A 17,351-nucleotide genomic window follows, 5' to 3' on the forward strand; every position below is an offset into this window, starting at 1 on the left:
TGTGGTAGAATAGAGGTGCATGTGATAGGAGAGCTGGATGGAGGTAGAGTGGATAGATGAAACGGAAACGGAAGAGCACGACAAGTGCCAAATTGCTGCTGGCAGTCATCATCGCATTCGTCGTAGCGGCGGTGCCTGAGCCTGCCGAATTAAGCGATGTTTACGCCACCTCGAACAAGGCGGTTGTTCAATCGGTTGATGCTATTCAAGAGAAACTGCTGAACGCGATGAGCAGCAGGGAGGAAACCGTTCGTTTTGCATATCAAGGGGAGACCAAATCGCTGAAGACACAGCTGAAGAATGCTCTGGATCAGGCGATGGCCAGCGACCCGTACATTCACTACACGATCTCCAGCTATAGCTACGACTACCGTGGCACCTCCTCCTCCGCGGATGTGACGGTCCGGCTGACTTACCGGGAAACCGCGAAGCAGACGGAATATGTCAATGAGCAGACGGAGAGCATTTTGAAATCCTTAATCAAGCCGACCATGAACGATCATGAGAAAGTTAAAGCCATTCATGATTGGGTCGTATTGAACCTTGAATATGATACAACCCTGACCAAATACACAGCCTATGATGCGCTTTCGACCGGCAGTGCCGTCTGTCAGGGGTACGCCCTGTTGACGCACAAGCTGCTCAAGGAAGCAGGGATTACGAACAAGATCGTGGAAGGAACAGCTTACTCTTCCGACAATCCTAGAGGACAGCTGCATGCGTGGAATCTCGTTCAACTCGGCGGCAAGTGGTACCACCTGGATACGACCTGGAATGATCCGTTGCCTGACCGCAAGGGAGAGGTATCCTATACCTATTACTTGCGCACGGATAAACAGATGAGCAAGGATCATACCTGGGTGAAACAATACCCTGAGGCCAGCACGTTGTACCGGGACACGCTGAAGGGGCTAGTGACGAAAGATCGGGCGAAGAGCGCCGTGTACACCCAGCTCATGAATACGCTGGAATACCATCTCTATGATGCCAAATCCATTGTTAAGACGCATAAGGATCTCAGCGCCTTGCTTGCTGCCAGCAGCACCCAAAAGGATAAGCAGCTCGTCTTCCGTTTTAACGGAAATGAGAAGGAGCTTGTCCGGGTTCTGCAAGAGGTGCAGAGCAAGGGAAATGTAGGTTCGATACGCTACTACTATGGTCCATTTGAGGATACGGGAGATTTAAGGGTTCAGATGACCTGGTAAAAATCCCTGCGCTAAATATAAGAGTTGCCCATGAAGAGCATATAGCTCTTAGGGGCAACTCTTTTTTAGAAGCTGATGAATATTGAGAAAGGCCGGGGACAAGCATAGCTTCTGCTTGATTCCCCGGTCTTGTTTTTGCAAGGTTCCTGCACATATAGCATGAAGATTCGTGATTCCGTCTTCGCGTTAAGAGATGCGTTCTGTTCCCAGATCACATTCCTTGAGCGGAATGATGCGGCTTTTCTTCACGATGGCATATCCGAACCAGATGGCCAGGAACAGCGGAATGCTCACATAAGTGGCAAACATGGTGTACCAGTCGATATCCCCGCTTAAATCACCTTGACCGATAATGGCCACAAGGCAGAGGATAAAGGCAAAGATCGGACCGAACGGGAACCAGCGTGCCCGGAACGGCAGCTCACGAAGGTCCCGCCCCTGTGCCTGGAAGGCTTTGCGGAAACGGTAATGACTTACCGCAATCGCAAGCCAGTTAATGAAGCCGCACATGCCCGATGCATTCAGCAGCCAGATGTAGACAACACCGTCGCCGAAGAAGGAAGCCAGGAAAGCGAGCATGCCGACAGATGCTGTTACAATCAGTGCGGCAACAGGAACACCTCTCCGGTTCAGACGACTGAGCCATTTAGGAGCAAGCCCCTGCTTGGCCATCGCGTACAGCACTCGGGTTGAAGCATACATGCCCGAGTTTCCGGCAGACAGAACCGAAGTAAGGATAACCGCGTTCATGACGGATGCGGCGAAGGCAAGACCGGCTCGTTCAAACACCAGTGTGAACGGGCTGACACTAATGCTGTCAATGCTCGATTGAAGCAGACTTGGATGCGTGTAAGGGATCAGCAAGCCAATGACAAAGATCGCAAGAATGTAGAAAATGAGGATGCGCCAGAACACCTGGCGGATCGCTTGCGGCACATGCTTGCGCGGATTCTCGCTTTCCCCGGCGGCCACGCCGATCAGCTCCGTGCCCTGGAAGGAGAACCCTGCCGCCATGAACACGCCAATGAGCGCAAAGAATCCGCCGTGCACAGGCCCGCCGCCAAGATCGAAGTTGGAGAAGCCGACCGCTTCGCCGCCCAGAATGCCGAAGATCATGAGCACACCCACGATCAGAAAGACGATCACCGTCACGACTTTGATCATGGCAAACCAGTATTCGGACTCTCCGTAGCCTTTGGCTGACAACACATTCAGTCCAAACATAATGCCGAGGAACAGCAGGCTCCACAGGAAGGAGGGGCTGTCCGGGAACCAGAATTTGATGATGACCGTCGCTGCCGCCAGCTCTGCGGCGATGGTAACCGCCCAGTTGTACCAGAAGTTCCAGCCGACGGCAAAGCCGAAGGCGGGGCTGACATAGCGGGATGCATACGTACTGAACGAGCCTGAATCCGGCAAATACGTAGCCAGTTCTCCGAGACTGGTCATCAGGAAATATACCATAAGGCCGACGGCCGCATAAGCGATGAGCGCGCCTCCCGGTCCTGCCGACGATATGGCTCCGCCGCTGGCCAGGAACAGCCCGGTGCCGATGGAGCCGCCAAGGGCGATCATCGTCATATGCCGCGTCTTGAAGCTCGGCTTCAGCGATGTCGCCGGTGTAGATGTCTTACGATTCAAAACCTAACACTCCTCTATACGAAATTAAGGGCACATGATGCCATGCGAGACGGACAAAGGTACAATCCTTCAACTGCATGGACCATGCTGACCCGCTGCTTCCCATATACGGGATGATCTCTTGCGTAGAAAAACATAAAGGACCGCAGGTTGTTACCTGCGGTCTGTTCCATAGACGCCGCACCAAACCTTCCAGAAGATAGCGCAACACGGTTGCCCGCCGGCCGTTCACATTATAGATGAACATGCAGGCGCTCCGTGACAGTTCCGTTTCTTTCGACAACGGCCCCAGCATGGGGGCCAAGAGTGATTCCCCCACACTTCGGCAGACGCGCCTTTCACCCGTGCTTCATCGGCTCCTCTTCGCCTTCACACGCTTACTGATCACGTCCGCAACCTCTACCTCATCGTAGGAATGATGAGGCTATCTCATATTTGATTTTCCCAGGATTGCCAACAACAATCGCTTCGCATCCGATATAGACGCCACATATAGATGTATCGGATCATTCCGTACTATATATGGTGTTGGATGACTGCGGATGCTTAGAGTTATTGACACATCCGTACACAAGAGATTCCTAGTATATATCACATGAAGTGTTAGATGCAATGGTTAAATTTACTTGCGCCCCATCATGTGAGGCGTTTCTGTGACATTTAGGATTTGGAGCGCTTGGCCATCTGCTGCCACACGGTGCCGGCGGCTTCTTCGCCGGACTGAATGCGCTCCAGCGCCATTCTCGCCTGCAGGCTAACCTCGAATTCCGGATCATCGGCCGCTTCCTCCAGGGCAGGTCTGGCCTCTTCAGTACCAACCTCGTACAGGAAGCGGGCTGCGCGCCAGCGTACAATTTTGCTGCTGTCCTTCAGCGCCTCGGTCATGACCGGCGTTGCTGCCGGATCGCCGATGTCGGAGAGGGTATCACCAGCAGTACGCCGAACGGCCGGCGAGTCATCCCGCATCGCTTCATACAGAAGCTCCATCGCTTCCGGCGTGCGCAGATCCCCGAGATAGACGACTACCAGCCTGCGGATCTGCATCTTCGGATCATGAAGAACCTTGCGCAGCAGCGGGATATGCTGCTCGGTCGGCTCCAGCACCTCCAGCGCGGCATAACGAACCCGCCAGTCTTCATCCTGCAGCGCGGCTTCCATTTCCGCATCGGTCAGCTTCCGCCGCTGCTCCACAAATTCCTCATCGCTGGCCCCGTGTGCGATAGCCTGGGCAACAACCTTGTCCAGACGCTCCTGCGGGAACGCTGCCTCAAGCTCTTGCTCCACCTCGCGGGCTATTTCCGAAAGCTCACCATAGCGAACGCCATAATCTTTCAGCTTCCGTTCCTTGATGAGCGTGGCGGTCGCTACCTCGGTTACCGCCTCCGTAAAGCGGGAGGAGAGGGCGATCCGCTCCTCGCGGTTGCCGCTCTTGACCCGGATTTGCATCGGGATGCCGCGGAAGAACTGAACGAACACCTGCGCCTCACCGAAGGCAAAGCCCTCTTCGTCATTGTTCAGCCCTTCGGTCAAGCCCTCCTGGCCGAACATCTCCTGCACAGCACCAAGGATGGATGGCCATTCCGCATTGCCTTTCCGGTCGAGGGCGATAAAATCGGCGGTATGGAAAATGCTCTTGACGCCAGGGATATGCAGCAGCTGCCGAATCCAGGCCGGGGCGGAGCGTTCATTGTCTAGTGTATATGTTTTTCGGATCCCGGGCTCCAGCGTCTCATCAAGATGAAGCTTCATGGAGTTCGGGCTCGGGGTAGGTTCGATAAAAGTGATTTTCATTGCATTTTTCAGCCTCCTTTGGCTCTATTGTACCTTTTTTCATTGACAGAAAAAACATCCCGCCTGCTTTCGCACACAATTTCCCTCGACTTTGGATAAAAAGAGGAAACACTTGTAAAACTGATACTGGCTAACCTTTTGCAGTTGTACATTCATTTTCCATCGGGAGGTTGTGTGACTCATGCACAAAGGACAGGAGAAGAAGCTGGCGATCGTTTGCTTTATAGCCGCGGCGATCATGCTGTACGCAACCGTAAAGGCCTGCTTGCGCATGCTGCATTATTTTGGCTGACGCCACCCGTTTTTCGCATGACATTCGTATCAAAGCTAGAAAGGCTACTGAAGCTATTAAAGCCATCATCGAGGAGTGAACCTGAATGTCGTTTCTGGACCCAGTATTAATGAGCCGGATTTTGTTCGGTTTGACCTTGTTTGTACATATCGTGTTTGCAACCATCGGGGTTGGGATTCCGATCATGCTGGCGCTGGCGGAGTGGAGAGGGATACGGACGGGGGATTTCCATTATACGCTGCTTGCCCGAAGGTGGGCGCGGGGTTATGTCATTACGGTAGCCGTCGGTGTAGTGACAGGCACGGCCATCGGTTTGCAGCTGAGTCTGCTGTGGCCGACATTTATGCGGGTTGCGGGTAAAGCGATCGCGCTGCCGCTGTTTATGGAGACCTTTGCCTTTTTTGTGGAGGCCATATTCCTTGGGATCTACCTGTACACATGGGACCGTTTCAAAAATAAAGCCATGCATCTGCTGCTCCTCATTCCGGTGGCGATCGGCTCCTCGGCATCGGCCTTCTTCATTACGAGCATGAACGCGTTTATGAACCAGCCGCAGGGTTTCGAATTGGTGGACGGGGTATTTACGAATGTGAACCCGTTTGTCGCGATGTTCAATCCGGCCACGCCGACCAAGGTCAGCCATGTGCTGGCTTCCGCCTATACCACAAGCGCGGGGGCGCTGGCCAGCATCGCTGCTTTCAGCCTCCTTCGGGGACGAACCCATGTCTATTTTAGAAAAGCGCTCAAGCTGTCGGTGATCGCCACTTTCGTATTTGCGATCGCCACCGTCACGATTGGAGATTTCTCGGGCAAGTTTCTGGCTAAATATCAGCCGGAGAAGCTGGCGGCCATGGAATGGCACTTCGAGACGATGCGGTACGCGCCGCTTATATATGGCGGGGTGCTCGATGAGGATCACAATGTTCGATTCGGGCTGGAGATTCCATATGCTTTAAGCATTCTAGCCGGCAACAACCCGGCCACCGAGGTCATCGGGCTGAATGATTTTCCGGAAGATGAGCGACCGCCGCTGTCCATCCATTATTACTTTGATCTGAAGGTGACCATCGGGATGCTGATTGTGCTGATTCCGCTGCTTTACATGTTCCGCAAGAAACTTCCTGGCAAAAAGCCTTATCCAAAATGGCTCCTGCTCAGTATATTGGCTTTGGGGCCGCTTACGATGAGCGCCATCTGGCTGGGATGGTTCCTCGCCGAAATCGGCAGACAGCCTTGGATATTGCGGGGATATATGAAGGTGGAGGAAGCGGCTACAACGTCGCCAAGCGTCGGCTGGATGCTGGTGCTGTTCATATTGCTCTATCTGGTGCTTTGCGTCTCGGCCGTGCGGGTGCTGAGCCAGCTGTTCCGCAACCGGAAGGCAGAGGAAGAGATCGAGGCCCAGGGGCTTGAAATTGAAGGAGGCGACGGCCAGTGAGCTACGAAATCGTTGCGATTACCGTCCTGTGGACATTTCTGTTCGGTTATTTGCTGATTGGCTCCATTGATTTCGGCGCCGGCTTCTTCAGCTTTTACAGCGTTCTGACAGGCCATCAGAATAAAATCCACAACATCATCCAGCGCTATCTGTCCCCGGTGTGGGAAGTGACCAACGTGTTTCTGATCTTTTTTGTGGTGGGACTGGTCGGCTTCTTTCCCGACTCGGCCTACTATTATGGCACGGCGCTGCTCGTTCCGGGCAGTCTGGCGCTTGTTCTCCTTGCCATTCGAGGGGCCTATTACGCCTACCACACCTACGGCACCCAGATCGAGAACAACATTGTTCACATGGCGCTCTACGGAGCTACCGGGCTGCTAACTCCGGCGGCACTGTCTACCATTCTCGCCATTTCCGAGGGCGGCATCATTCATGAGCATGACGGCATCGTCACCCTGAATTGGCTCCGTTTTTTTGCGAACCCGTATACCTGGTCCGTCATTTTGTTGGCGCTGGTCAGCGTGCTGTATATTTCAGCGATGTTTCTGACCTATTACGCGAACCGGGCAGGGGACGAAGCGGCCTTCGGCGTCGTGAGGGCTTATGCGCTGGCATGGAGCGGACCGACGATTTTGGCATCGGTGTTTGCCTTTTTTCAACTTAACCATCAGAACCCGGTGCATTTTCAGAACATGGTCGATATCGCTTGGATGTTTATTGCTTCCTTTATTTGCTTCGCCATTGCGGTTTATCTTGTATGGAGGAAAATAAGGCTGGGCCTGGCCTTCATTATGGTTATGCTGCAGTTCGCCTTTGCCTGGTACGGTTACGGGCGCTCGCATCTGCCGTATGTGCTCTACGATTACATCAGCATTCATGAGAGCATTACAAACGATGCGATGGCCATTGCGCTGATCGCTGCATTTGTGCTCGGGTTATGCGTGCTGATTCCGTCGCTTTTGCTGCTGATGAGACTGTTTCTGTTTGATGCCAACTACATTCGCGGTAAATCCGCCAAGAAGGGATGAGGCGCGTGGAAGACTTTCACATCTTTATTTTGCCGCTGGTAACCGTGTGTGCAGCTGTTATATTCATGGCTATATACGCCCTGAAATACAAGGACCCTTCAGATTAGGAACAAGCTGACTTGCCGCCTGTCATAACGAAGAATCATAAATAATGTAAGTTGAGCCGCCAGGGGTAAAAAGGGTAAAATACAGGTAATGGAAGGAGGGGCAGCATGCCAAGAATCCGCTATAACAACATCGACAATGTTAGTACGGATAAAACCCTGAAGCAATTCAGACAGTGGCGGGAAGAACGTCGCCAGAAGAAAAAGGATTACTCCTATGTCATACCGAACATGACGCCTGATCTTCAGTATTTGCACAGCAACCGGCACGAAGCTTCCGTTACCTGGGTCGGACATGCTACATTCTTCATTCAGTATGAAGGGATGAATATCGTTACAGATCCTGTATGGGCGCGAAGAATGGCGTTTACGAAGCGTCTTGGCGAGCCGGGAATTCCGATTCAGGATATTCCGCCGCTGGACATCATTCTGATCTCCCACTCCCATTACGACCATATGCATATCGCTTCGATCCGCAAGCTGTACCGGGAAGGTACCACAATTATCGTGCCGGTAGGATTGAAACGCAAAATGCTGAGCAAAGGCTTTCGGCGCGTAATGGAGCTGCAGTGGTGGGAAACAGCGGAAATTGGCAGTGTCAAAATCTCGTTTGTTCCTACACAGCACTGGACCCGCCGTACACCGTTTGATACGAATACGTCGCATTGGGGCGGATTCGTGCTGGAGCCGATTGCGCAGGATGCCAATTCAGGCGCTTCAAGCCCCGAGAGTGCTTCAGAGGCTGCCGAAGGCGGGGAGAAGCCAGCTGCGGAGCAGCAGACCCGGATTCTGCCTCCGAACATATATTTTGCCGGTGACAGCGGGTATTTCCAGGGCTTTAAGCTGATTGGGGAACGATTCAATATCCACCTTGCCTTGATGCCGATCGGCGCTTATGAGCCGGAATGGTTTATGACCTCGCAGCATGTGAATCCGGAGGAAGCGCTGCAGGCTTTTCTTGACGTAGGGGCCGAGACGATGATCCCGATGCATTACGGCACGTTCAAGCTGGCGGACGATACGGCGCAAGAGGCGCTGGAGCGGCTGGAGGCGGAGCGGAAGCGGCTCGGCATTGCAGAGGAACGGGTACGGGTGCTGAAATACGGCGAGACGTTCAAGGTTCAGCCGGAGAGACGCAGTGTGCAATCCTAGACAACGGCTTCCTTCAATATAAAAAAATGGATAACCTTCTGTACCTTTTTGGTGATATGCCGCCTGGTACAGGAGGTTTTATTGTGCTTCCATCCTCGGTGTCGAATCTTACATACTTCGTTCGCGGTGTCACTTATGCTATAATGTGCAAATAAACCAATAGTTTAAAAAGGATGGTAATGCTTAATGATCAGTACAAGCGGCGTAACGCTCCGCTATGGAAAACGAGCACTGTTTGAAGACGTAAATATAAAGTTCACTCCCGGCAACTGCTACGGACTTATCGGAGCCAACGGTGCGGGGAAATCGACTTTTCTGAAGATTCTGTCCGGCGAGATTGAACCGAACCAGGGCGAGGTGCACATGACGCCGGGTGAGCGAATGGCTGTTCTGAAGCAGAACCATTATGAATATGACGATTATCCGGTTCTGGAGACGGTAATTATGGGTCATGCGCGTCTCTATGAGATCATGAAAGAGAAGGATGCGCTGTACGCGAAGCCGGACTTCTCCGAGGAAGACGGCATGCGTGCCGGTGAGCTGGAGGGCGAGTTCGCGGAGCTGAACGGATGGGAAGCCGAGTCGGACGCATCCGCACTCCTGATTGGTCTCGGCATTCCGCGCGAGCTGCACGACAAGAAGATGGCAGAGCTGAGCGGCAACGAGAAGGTGCGGGTGCTCCTGGCCCAGGCGCTCTTCGGGCGTCCGCATAACCTGCTCCTTGACGAGCCGACCAACCACCTGGATCTGGAATCGATTCAGTGGCTGGAGAACTTCCTCATGGATTATGAAGGCACCGTTATTGTGGTATCTCATGATCGGCACTTCCTGAACAAGGTATGTACCCATATCGCAGATATCGATTTCGGCAAAATCCAGCTGTACGTCGGCAACTACGACTTCTGGTACGAGTCCAGCCAGCTGGCGCTTCAGCTGCAGCGGGAATCGAACAAGAAGAAGGAAGAGAAGATCAAGGAACTGCAGGCGTTTATCCAACGCTTCTCGGCGAATGCTTCGAAATCGAAGCAAGCGACTTCCCGGAAGAAGCAGCTGGACAAAATTACGCTGGAGGACATTCGCCCTTCAAACCGTAAATACCCGTTCCTTAACTTTAAGCCGGAGCGTGAGGCAGGCAAGCAGCTGCTGACCGTGGACAGCATCACCAAAACGATCGAAGGCGAGAAGGTTCTTAATAATGTCAGCTTCGTTGTAAACAAAGGCGATAAGATCGCATTTGTCGGTCCGAACGGCATTCCGAAGACGACGCTGTTCCAGATTGTGATGGGCGAGAGTGAAGCGGACGCTGGTGAATACAGCTGGGGTGTCACAACAACGCAGGCATATTTCCCGAAGGATAACTCCGCATACTTTGACGGGGTTGACCTGAACCTGGTGGAATGGCTTCGCCAGTACTCCCATGATCAGGATGAGACATTCCTGCGCGGGTTCCTCGGTCGGATGCTCTTCTCCGGTGAGGAAGCCCTGAAGAAGGCAAGCGTTCTGTCCGGGGGCGAGAAGGTGCGCTGCATGCTGGCCAAGATGATGCTGAACGGTGCCAACGTGCTTATCTTTGACGAGCCGACCAACCACTTGGATCTCGAATCCATTACGGCGCTGAATAACGGCCTGATCGACTTTGACGGCACGATTCTGTTCACGTCCCATGACCATCAGTTCATTCAAACGATTGCCAACCGCATCATCGAGATTACGCCTAACGGTGTGATCGACCGCGTGATGAGCTATGACGAGTATCTCGAAAGCGAAGAGATCAAGGCGCTGCGCGCAAGCATGTATCCGGTGGAGGCTTAACCTGCCGAACCTGGTTCTCCGAGATATGAAAGGCCTGCAAGAGTATGAATCTTGCAGGCCTTTTGTGTGTCTTTCTAAGTATTGTGGAAGAGGAAGGGACGCGGTATACGGTATTAAAAAGGCCGAAGAATCAGCATACGCCTGTCTTCGACCTTCTCGTCCGGCTCATCTGCCTTGACAGCAGGGGATACCGGGGGTGCGGCTTGTCTTGCTGCCTCGTGAGGACGAAGCTGCAAGAGCATCACATGTGGCTTACGATCCGCCAGTGCGCCGCCGCTGGTTGTTCGGTTTTTTGTTGTTTTGGCTTTTCATTTTCGAGGATGATCCGGGCTGGAAATGCCCGGGCTTTTGGGATGCGCTCTGCTGCTTTTTCTGCTCAAGCTTTTGGCGGATCGCATCAGCCAGGTTAATTTTACGGGAATGCTCATTTTCAGTCATGACAGCATCCTCCTTATGTAGGATTGTCCTCATTTTATTCCTTTTTAAAAATGCATACAAGGGTAACAATAATTTATATTAAATATTACGCCGCGACGAATCTTTGTCGCAAGCAAGCGTGCGTGTGTTTGTCAGCCGTATGAAGAGCTTCGGCTGGAATAATCGTGAGGCTGCAGTTTCTTGTTCTCGCACATCGAATGGGCAAAGGAGATCATAGGGTGAACGCATATGACAACATAAAAAAAGGGGAGCGAGGGGCTTGGGTCAGCATTGCTGCCTACCTGGTTCTGTCCGTTTCCAAGCTCGTCAGCGGGTACATGTTCGCCTCAAGCGCACTTCTGGCTGACGGGTTTAATAACTTGACTGACATCGTGGCGTCAGCCGCCGTGCTGATTGGACTGCGCATCTCCCAGAAGCCGCCGGACTCCGATCATGCTTATGGCCATATGAGAGCAGAGACGGTTGCGGCATTAATCGCTTCGTTCATCATGGCGGTGGTGGGCATTCAGGTGCTGGTGGAGGGCTTCCGGTCCTTCTTTACCGGAGGCAAGGGCACGCCGGATCTGATGTCAGCTGCTGTAGCTGCAGTGTGTGCGCTGGCCATGCTCGGCGTATATCGCTACAACCGCAATCTCGCACGCCAAATTGACAGTCAGGCATTGATGGCTGCTGCGAAGGACAATCTGTCGGATGCGCTGGTCAGTGTGGGCGCAGCGGTAGGCATCATCGGCTCCCAGTTCGGATACCCATGGCTGGATACGCTCGCTGCGATTGCCGTCGGGATCATTATTTGCAGAACAGCATGGGAAATATTCAAGGACAGCACACATAGCCTGACTGACGGATTTGATGAGAACCGGTTGTCTGACCTGAAAGAGAGCATTGCCCGCACACCGGGCGTAGAAGGCATTAAAGATGTGAAAGCCAGAATTCACGGCAATCATGTATTGGTTGATGTCGTTATTGAGGTTGATCCGGAGCTGAGTGTGCGCGAAGGCCATCATATCAGTGACCTGATCGAGGAGAAGATGGAGAAGCTGCATAACATTATGAGCGTCCACATCCATGTGGAGCCAAGGGCGGACCACCCGAAATTGGGGGCGGACCAAGCCGATCGTTCCCCATCTTGATAACGCTCTGAACAGGGGGGCCACGAGCGCATGACAAACATCCCGGACTCCAGTTGATGGAATCCGGGATGTACTATATTCATGAAGATTAAGTTTGATCCACGAAGAGCCAGGCCTTGCCAAGCCAAGTGTAGATTTCTACCCATTCACCGCCAGCTACCGTGATGCGCTCTCCTGTCGTTTTCACCTTTTGCGGGGCCAGGGCACCGATTTTTACTCCGTTAGGCGTATTGTAGAAATACGCAACTTCCGTCAAAATAACATCCTCGGATGGGAACAACACAACCAGTTCCGGCTTGATGATCGGTTCGCTCTGGATTGGCTCATATGTAGCCTCCGTAACGGTGCCCGTAACCGGGTCTGCGCTTGCAACAGCAGTCATCGACAAGGCCAGCGTCAAAGCGGTGGTGATGGCTAGAGTGTTCTTTTTGTTCATGGTACATCCTCCTTGTAAGCGTTGTAGTATTCTGATCAGTATCGTAATACCACAAAATGGATGACATGAACCAAGGGAGCAGGGAAGAGTGATCTGAAAATGTGACAAGCTTCCTCATTTCATATATACTTTGGGAGGAAAACCATAGAGAGAGGTTGTCCTACAACGGTATCTTTTGTGGAGGGGAAATCAATGAGTCGTCCGAGGAAAAGACGAGGTGGAATCTGGCTGACATTGCTGATTCTGATCATCGCCATATTGGGGGCAGGAGTGTGGTTTATCTCTCCGACGCAGAAGCTGGATCTCGGATACCGCGCTGTCGATTTTAAACCGAAGCTGCTGCAAATGGTAGAGACGCGAGAGGCACAAATGATCTTGACGCCCGAAGAGGTAGGGAACCTATCGAAGAAAAATTTGATTCAGTATTTGAGAGAACATGACCTGGGCGTAGAAATCACCGGCGCTGCATTCAGAATGGATGGAGATACGATGCTGGCCGATATCAATGGCCGCTGGGGGCTGCTTCCGTTCGGGGCTCTGCTGCAGTTTCATATGACGGCTGACGGGAGCTTTATTTATCTCAAGCATGAGGCTACAACGATTCGGGGGGTCGATGTCCCAACGTCGTGGTTCCATCTTTCTGACATTCAAGTATCGCTGAAAGAACATTTGCCGGATCTTGTTACTGTAAGGGACGTTGAATTTTTGCAGGATGGCATGAAGCTGTCCTTTAAGCTGGACTGGACATCATTGCCTTTATTATTAAAATAACGGAAGTACACACACGCAACAACGAAGGATTAGATCATGAAGCAGACTCGGGAAGGGCAACCGGACCGGGTCTTTTTTTATTCCATCAATTTTCAGAAAACAATATGAAAATTATAATTATGTAAACATTGACATGGATCGATAGCAGGATTATAATCAATTTTGTTTAGTAATAAATGCTTTAGTTCTAAACTATTTAAAAAGGAGTCACCATAACTTTATGAATAGCGAGGCTGGGGCAGGAAAAGGGGCGTAATCTTACAATGTCCATCCAGAACGACATCCTGGAAGTGGAGATGCTATTTAAGAAGATGCTGCGCACCGTCCAGAGCGAATGGCAGAAGGAGGGCTTCCCGAAGCTGGGAAGAAGTCAATTTACCACGCTTGAGAAGCTGAATGAACTTGGGGCGATGCGGCTGTCTGACGTGGCGGATACGATCCATGTCACGGGCGGCGCGGTCACCGGCATATCCGATAAGCTGATCGAAGGGGGATATGCTCGCCGGGTTCGTGATTCCCAGGATCGGAGAGTTGTGTATCTGGAAATTACGGATCAAGGGCGTGAGTTGATCCGGCAGCTGGATAAGAAGCGCGCCGAGCTTTCGGAACTGCTGTACGGTTTTTTGACGGAGGAGGAGATTCGGCAGCTGCGGATCATATACCGCAAGATTATCGAGAACATTGAAACGATTCACGGTCAAGTCGGCTCCGATGACTGAGTTTTTTTGGGAACAAGATTTTACTGAATTTATGGCTGATATGAGCAGAAGTTATTCAACATCATTTCGTGAAGGAAAGAGAGTGATATTTGCATGAGCACCCCTATTGCGGCTCACAAGGGTGAGAACATCAAGAAAGGGCCGATCATCGCGGCATTGATGATCGGTGCTTTCGTAGCGATACTGAACCAGACCCTAATGAACGTCGCTTTGCCGAGCATTATGACCAGTCTGGATATTAAACCGACCATTGCCCAGTGGCTGACCACGGGCTTCATGCTGGTGAACGGGGTTCTGATTCCGGTCACGGCGTTTTTGATCGCCCGTTTTTCAACGCGGCAGCTTTTTATTACGGCGATGAGCGTGTTTTCACTTGGAACGCTCATATGCGCGATCAGCCCGAACTTCGGCTTTCTGCTGACAGGTCGCCTTGTCCAGGCAGCGGGAGCAGGGATTATTATGCCGCTGATGACCGTCGTATTTCTGAATATATTCCCTGTTGAGAACCGCGGCAAGGCGATGGGAATGATGGGGATCGCCATGATTTTTGCCCCGGCCATCGGCCCGACGTTATCGGGATATATCGTTGAGCACTCCACATGGCGAGTATTGTTTTACATGATTTTGCCGTTTTCGATCATCGCAACTTTGATCGGTGTGTTCTTCCTGAAGAACGTGACCGAAGTAAGCCGGCCGAAGCTCGACACACTCAGCATCATTTTGTCGACGATCGGCTTTGGCGGCTTGCTGTACGGCTTCAGTGACGCTGGCAACAACGGATGGTCCAGCACAACCGTCATTGCAACGCTGACTGCGGGTGTGATCGGGCTGGTCCTGTTTGTATGGCGCCAGATGACGGTCAAGGTACCGATGCTGGAATTCCGAATATTCAAGTACAACATGTTTACATTAACGACCTTGATCAACGTCATTGTTACCATGGCGATGTTCGCAGGCATGATCCTGCTCCCGATATATCTTCAGCAAATCCGGGGCTTCACACCAGTGGAATCCGGCCTGTTGATGCTTCCAGGAGCGATTCTAATGGGCATTATGTCCCCGATTACAGGGGCGATTTTCGACAAGGTTGGCGCCAAGTGGCTGGCGGTTGCAGGCTTGCTGATTACGGCGATTACGACCTGGGAGTTCAGTAATTTGACCGAAACGCTGTCGTATGGGCATATTATGATGATCTATACCGCGCGGATGTTCGGGATGTCACTGCTGATGATGCCGATCCAGACCGCCGGTTTGAACGCATTGCCACAGAGCATGAACGCCCATGGCACGGCAATGTCCAACACGCTGCGCATGGTTTCCGGTTCGATCGGAACCGCGATTCTGGTAACGATTATGGCTACCCAGGCGGAAAGCCGCGGGGCAGCGATGGTTCAGTCCGGACAATTTAATCCGCAGAATCAGGCCGATATGCTCCAGGTTGCCCATGAATCGACCATTTACGGCATTAACTATGCGTTTGTCATTGCGACATGGATCACCGTTGTTTCCTTGCTGCTGGCATTCTTTATTAAGAAGACTACGCCGGCCGAGGAGCCGAGAACCGCGGGCAACACGGAGGCGCCAGCAGCTGTGTAATTACCGCCTGAAATACGAAGTGATCCGAAGAAGGGAATTCCCCCGCAAGCTGCGGGTGGAGCTCCCTTCTTTTTGTTGTGCCGCTGATTCGGGCTTCTCCCCAAAGGGTAACTATGGGGTATCCGATGACAACATTACTGAAAGTGAGGTTGGATAGAATGCTAACCCAAATCAGCGTAGCCGTCATTGCTGTCGCTTTTGCGGTGCTCGTTTTTTTCCTGATTAGAACACTTAAAGCAGCAACCCAGTCACTCGACAAAGTAACGCAGACGCTCCAGGATGTTCAGAAGACGGTGGACGAATTAAGTTATGAGGTGAAACAGACGATTCGGAATACCAATGATATTGCAGTGGATATTCAACATAAAATGCAGCAGATTAATCCGGTTATGGATACCGTGAAAAACTTGGGCGAGGCATTGAGCGAGGTCAGCTATGCAGTGAAGCAGGTATCTGCTGGCATGGTCAGCCGATTCAAGCACAAGCCTGCCGAGCCTCAGCAGGAAGCGGTCAGGGAGCGCTCGCTGCCTGAGCCTGGAACGAAGCAGGATCGCACCATTCAATCCTACGAATCGGTGTATGAAGCGTCTCGGGAAACGACCAAGGGCCGCAATTGGCTAAGCTATGTCGATATGGCTGTCGGACTGTGGAACAGCTTCCGCCGCCAGAGAGCCAGATAAGAAGATGTACACGTACGGAGAAAGAACAACAAGCCAGCTTGTGCGTTAGCACCGGACACACGGATTCGGACAGGAAGGAGGAGGGAGTATGCGGACGATCGTACTGCTGCTCATGACGATGCTGCTGTCAACAGGAGGAGAGGCTGACGCGCCGGTCGTCAGTTCGGCGGGCATACCAGATAACGATGCCGCTTATACCGCCAGCCCATTCAGACTCCTTAATGATCGCGAAGTGGTACAGGATGAGCCCATGTCCTTGAACGGAGTGGACCTAAACGACACCAAGACTGAAATTGTGCACAAACTGGGTGCTCCTGCGGCGATAAAGGATGACCCGATCCAGCATGTTACCGTATTGCATTATGATCATATGGAAATCGGAATCGATCATGACCGAACGGAATATGTACATGTCAAGCCTTCAGCGGGAGAGTTTCAGTTGAATGGGCAGCCTGTTCCGATGACAATCCGTGATATTCATGCTTTTCTCGGGCAGCCCGACCATGCAGCCGAGGACGGGGATGTGTACGTTCGGGGAAACGAAGCACTGAAGGTATTTATGAATCGGGATAGCGGTCATATTACAGGAATCGATTTATTTTTCTCACATATAGAATAAAAAAAGTGTTTCAGACCGACTGAAAGTGGTTAATATCTAATGGACCTATATCCTGTAGGTGATTATGGAGCGCTATTAGGGGAGGTTTTCGACATATGTCATCCACCAATACGAAATCATATGCTAAAGTTGTAGAGAACGGCACCCTCGCCGCTCAGGAAATAGAGAATCTGCATCAATCCGGCTACACGACAGATCAAATCTATGTGCTTGCACATGATTCCGACAAAACAAGTAAAATCGCCGAGGTGGCCGGAAGCCGCGAGGTTGGAATGAAAGAGGAAGGGCTGTTTGGCTCGTTTGCGAACCTGTTTCGTTCCAGAGGCGATGAGCTGCGCGCCAAGATCGAATCGCTGGGCTTCACCGCAGCGGAGGCCGCTTTCTATGAAAAGCAGCTGGATATTGGCAAAGTACTTGTTATTGCAGTGAAGAATGATGAATGAATTCGATACTGCCCCATACTCGAACAAATGCCGGTGTCGTGCCATGGGCAGAAGAT

16 protein-coding genes and 1 riboswitch are annotated in these 17,351 nt (G+C 52.0%); of the genes, 12 read left to right on the top strand and 4 right to left on the bottom strand.

The genetic code is table 11. The annotated features are described in order from the left end of the window. Nucleotides 1-56 precede the first annotated feature (56 nt). On the top strand, nucleotides 57-1,205 hold the full coding sequence (locus CHH67_RS17925; protein ID WP_095266573.1) for a transglutaminase domain-containing protein: 1,149 nt from the start codon (nucleotides 57-59) through the stop codon (nucleotides 1,203-1,205). A gap of 186 nt (nucleotides 1,206-1,391) precedes the next feature. On the opposite strand, the gene CHH67_RS17930 is transcribed toward CHH67_RS17925, so the two are convergent. Together CHH67_RS17930 and CHH67_RS17935 are read right to left on the bottom strand one after the other, a co-directional pair. Continuing rightward, nucleotides 1,392-2,786, bottom strand: coding sequence for an amino acid permease (locus tag CHH67_RS17930; protein WP_179292162.1), 1,395 nt, complete (start codon nucleotides 2,784-2,786; stop codon nucleotides 1,392-1,394). A 252-nt stretch (nucleotides 2,787-3,038) separates the two neighbouring features. Then, nucleotides 3,039-3,256, bottom strand: a riboswitch (Lysine riboswitch). 250 nt (nucleotides 3,257-3,506) lie between these two features. After that, complete coding sequence (locus CHH67_RS17935) at nucleotides 3,507-4,637, bottom strand: virulence factor (RefSeq protein WP_095266575.1); 1,131 nt, start codon at nucleotides 4,635-4,637, stop codon at nucleotides 3,507-3,509. 377 nt (nucleotides 4,638-5,014) lie between these two features. Here CHH67_RS17935 and CHH67_RS17940 point away from each other — a divergent pair, with 377 nt between their 5' ends. The 4 genes from CHH67_RS17940 (at nucleotide 5,015) to CHH67_RS17955 (ending at nucleotide 10,463) form a co-directional block, all read left to right on the top strand. Next, on the top strand, nucleotides 5,015-6,367 hold the full coding sequence (locus CHH67_RS17940; protein WP_095266576.1) for a cytochrome ubiquinol oxidase subunit I: 1,353 nt from the start codon (nucleotides 5,015-5,017) through the stop codon (nucleotides 6,365-6,367). After that, nucleotides 6,364-7,395, top strand: a complete 1,032-nt coding sequence (locus CHH67_RS17945) for a cytochrome d ubiquinol oxidase subunit II (RefSeq protein ID WP_095266577.1) — start codon at nucleotides 6,364-6,366, stop codon at nucleotides 7,393-7,395. The genes CHH67_RS17940 and CHH67_RS17945 overlap by 4 nt, the downstream gene beginning before the upstream one ends. 212 nt (nucleotides 7,396-7,607) lie before the next feature. Next, the gene (locus CHH67_RS17950) at nucleotides 7,608-8,651 is read left to right on the top strand and encodes an MBL fold metallo-hydrolase (protein WP_095266578.1); all 1,044 of its coding nucleotides are present in this window, start codon (nucleotides 7,608-7,610) and stop codon (nucleotides 8,649-8,651) included. A gap of 186 nt (nucleotides 8,652-8,837) precedes the next feature. Beyond that, the gene (locus CHH67_RS17955; protein WP_095266579.1) at nucleotides 8,838-10,463 is read left to right on the top strand and encodes an ABC-F family ATP-binding cassette domain-containing protein; all 1,626 of its coding nucleotides are present in this window, start codon (nucleotides 8,838-8,840) and stop codon (nucleotides 10,461-10,463) included. A gap of 252 nt (nucleotides 10,464-10,715) precedes the next feature. Here the strand turns inward: CHH67_RS17955 and CHH67_RS17960 are convergent, their stop codons facing one another. Further along, entirely contained in the window at nucleotides 10,716-10,901 is a 186-nt protein-coding gene (locus CHH67_RS17960) for a hypothetical protein (RefSeq protein ID WP_095266580.1), read from the bottom strand. 218 nt (nucleotides 10,902-11,119) lie between these two features. Here CHH67_RS17960 and CHH67_RS17965 point away from each other — a divergent pair, with 218 nt between their 5' ends. Next, nucleotides 11,120-12,031 carry a cation diffusion facilitator family transporter gene (locus CHH67_RS17965; protein WP_176475596.1) on the top strand — a complete coding sequence of 304 codons (912 nt, stop codon included), beginning with the start codon at nucleotides 11,120-11,122 and terminating at the stop codon, nucleotides 12,029-12,031. A gap of 88 nt (nucleotides 12,032-12,119) precedes the next feature. Here CHH67_RS17965 and CHH67_RS17970 read toward each other — a convergent pair whose 3' ends face one another. Next, nucleotides 12,120-12,467, bottom strand: a complete 348-nt coding sequence (locus tag CHH67_RS17970; protein ID WP_095266582.1) for a hypothetical protein — start codon at nucleotides 12,465-12,467, stop codon at nucleotides 12,120-12,122. A gap of 192 nt (nucleotides 12,468-12,659) precedes the next feature. Between CHH67_RS17970 and CHH67_RS17975 the strand changes: the two genes are divergently transcribed. The 6 genes from CHH67_RS17975 to CHH67_RS18000 all read left to right on the top strand — a co-directional run bounded on the left by CHH67_RS17975 (nucleotide 12,660) and on the right by CHH67_RS18000 (nucleotide 17,295). Further along, a complete protein-coding gene (locus CHH67_RS17975; protein ID WP_095266583.1) occupies nucleotides 12,660-13,238 on the top strand; it encodes a hypothetical protein in 579 nt (192 codons plus the stop codon). 263 nt (nucleotides 13,239-13,501) lie between these two features. Further along, nucleotides 13,502-13,957 carry a MarR family winged helix-turn-helix transcriptional regulator gene (locus CHH67_RS17980; protein WP_095266584.1) on the top strand — a complete coding sequence of 152 codons (456 nt, stop codon included), beginning with the start codon at nucleotides 13,502-13,504 and terminating at the stop codon, nucleotides 13,955-13,957. 93 nt (nucleotides 13,958-14,050) lie between these two features. Next, nucleotides 14,051-15,553, top strand: coding sequence for a DHA2 family efflux MFS transporter permease subunit (locus CHH67_RS17985; RefSeq protein WP_095266585.1), 1,503 nt, complete (start codon nucleotides 14,051-14,053; stop codon nucleotides 15,551-15,553). Between the two features lie 158 nt (nucleotides 15,554-15,711). After that, nucleotides 15,712-16,233: a DUF948 domain-containing protein gene (locus tag CHH67_RS17990; RefSeq protein ID WP_095266586.1), complete on the top strand. Its 522-nt coding sequence runs from the start codon at nucleotides 15,712-15,714 to the stop codon at nucleotides 16,231-16,233. A gap of 88 nt (nucleotides 16,234-16,321) precedes the next feature. Continuing rightward, nucleotides 16,322-16,852: a hypothetical protein gene (locus CHH67_RS17995; RefSeq protein WP_095266587.1), complete on the top strand. Its 531-nt coding sequence runs from the start codon at nucleotides 16,322-16,324 to the stop codon at nucleotides 16,850-16,852. Nucleotides 16,853-16,947: 95 nt separating this feature from the next. Continuing rightward, the gene (locus CHH67_RS18000; protein WP_095266588.1) at nucleotides 16,948-17,295 is read left to right on the top strand and encodes a YflT domain-containing protein; all 348 of its coding nucleotides are present in this window, start codon (nucleotides 16,948-16,950) and stop codon (nucleotides 17,293-17,295) included. Nucleotides 17,296-17,351: the final 56 nt, after the last annotated feature.

This window comes from Paenibacillus campinasensis, assembly GCF_002272015.1.
Taxonomy (GTDB): domain Bacteria; phylum Bacillota; class Bacilli; order Paenibacillales; family Paenibacillaceae; genus Paenibacillus_AQ; species Paenibacillus_AQ campinasensis.

Excerpts from the sequence above, each read along its gene's own strand:
- CHH67_RS17950 (WP_095266578.1), top strand. The coding sequence starts at position 7,608 with ATGCCAAGAATCCGCTATAACAACATCGACAATGTTAGTACGGATAAA.
- CHH67_RS18000 (WP_095266588.1), top strand. The coding sequence starts at position 16,948 with ATGTCATCCACCAATACGAAATCATATGCTAAAGTTGTAGAGAACGGC.
- CHH67_RS17940 (WP_095266576.1), top strand. The coding sequence starts at position 5,015 with ATGTCGTTTCTGGACCCAGTATTAATGAGCCGGATTTTGTTCGGTTTG.
- CHH67_RS17970 (WP_095266582.1), bottom strand. The coding sequence starts at position 12,467 with ATGAACAAAAAGAACACTCTAGCCATCACCACCGCTTTGACGCTGGCC.
- CHH67_RS17990 (WP_095266586.1), top strand. The coding sequence starts at position 15,712 with ATGCTAACCCAAATCAGCGTAGCCGTCATTGCTGTCGCTTTTGCGGTG.
- CHH67_RS17980 (WP_095266584.1), top strand. The coding sequence starts at position 13,502 with ATGTCCATCCAGAACGACATCCTGGAAGTGGAGATGCTATTTAAGAAG.
- CHH67_RS17930 (WP_179292162.1), bottom strand. The coding sequence starts at position 2,786 with ATGACGATGATCGCCCTTGGCGGCTCCATCGGCACCGGGCTGTTCCTG.
- CHH67_RS17935 (WP_095266575.1), bottom strand. The coding sequence starts at position 4,637 with ATGAAAATCACTTTTATCGAACCTACCCCGAGCCCGAACTCCATGAAG.
- CHH67_RS17995 (WP_095266587.1), top strand. The coding sequence starts at position 16,322 with ATGCGGACGATCGTACTGCTGCTCATGACGATGCTGCTGTCAACAGGA.
- CHH67_RS17955 (WP_095266579.1), top strand. The coding sequence starts at position 8,838 with ATGATCAGTACAAGCGGCGTAACGCTCCGCTATGGAAAACGAGCACTG.
- CHH67_RS17985 (WP_095266585.1), top strand. The coding sequence starts at position 14,051 with ATGAGCACCCCTATTGCGGCTCACAAGGGTGAGAACATCAAGAAAGGG.
- CHH67_RS17960 (WP_095266580.1), bottom strand. The coding sequence starts at position 10,901 with ATGACTGAAAATGAGCATTCCCGTAAAATTAACCTGGCTGATGCGATC.
- CHH67_RS17975 (WP_095266583.1), top strand. The coding sequence starts at position 12,660 with ATGAGTCGTCCGAGGAAAAGACGAGGTGGAATCTGGCTGACATTGCTG.
- CHH67_RS17925 (WP_095266573.1), top strand. The coding sequence starts at position 57 with ATGAAACGGAAACGGAAGAGCACGACAAGTGCCAAATTGCTGCTGGCA.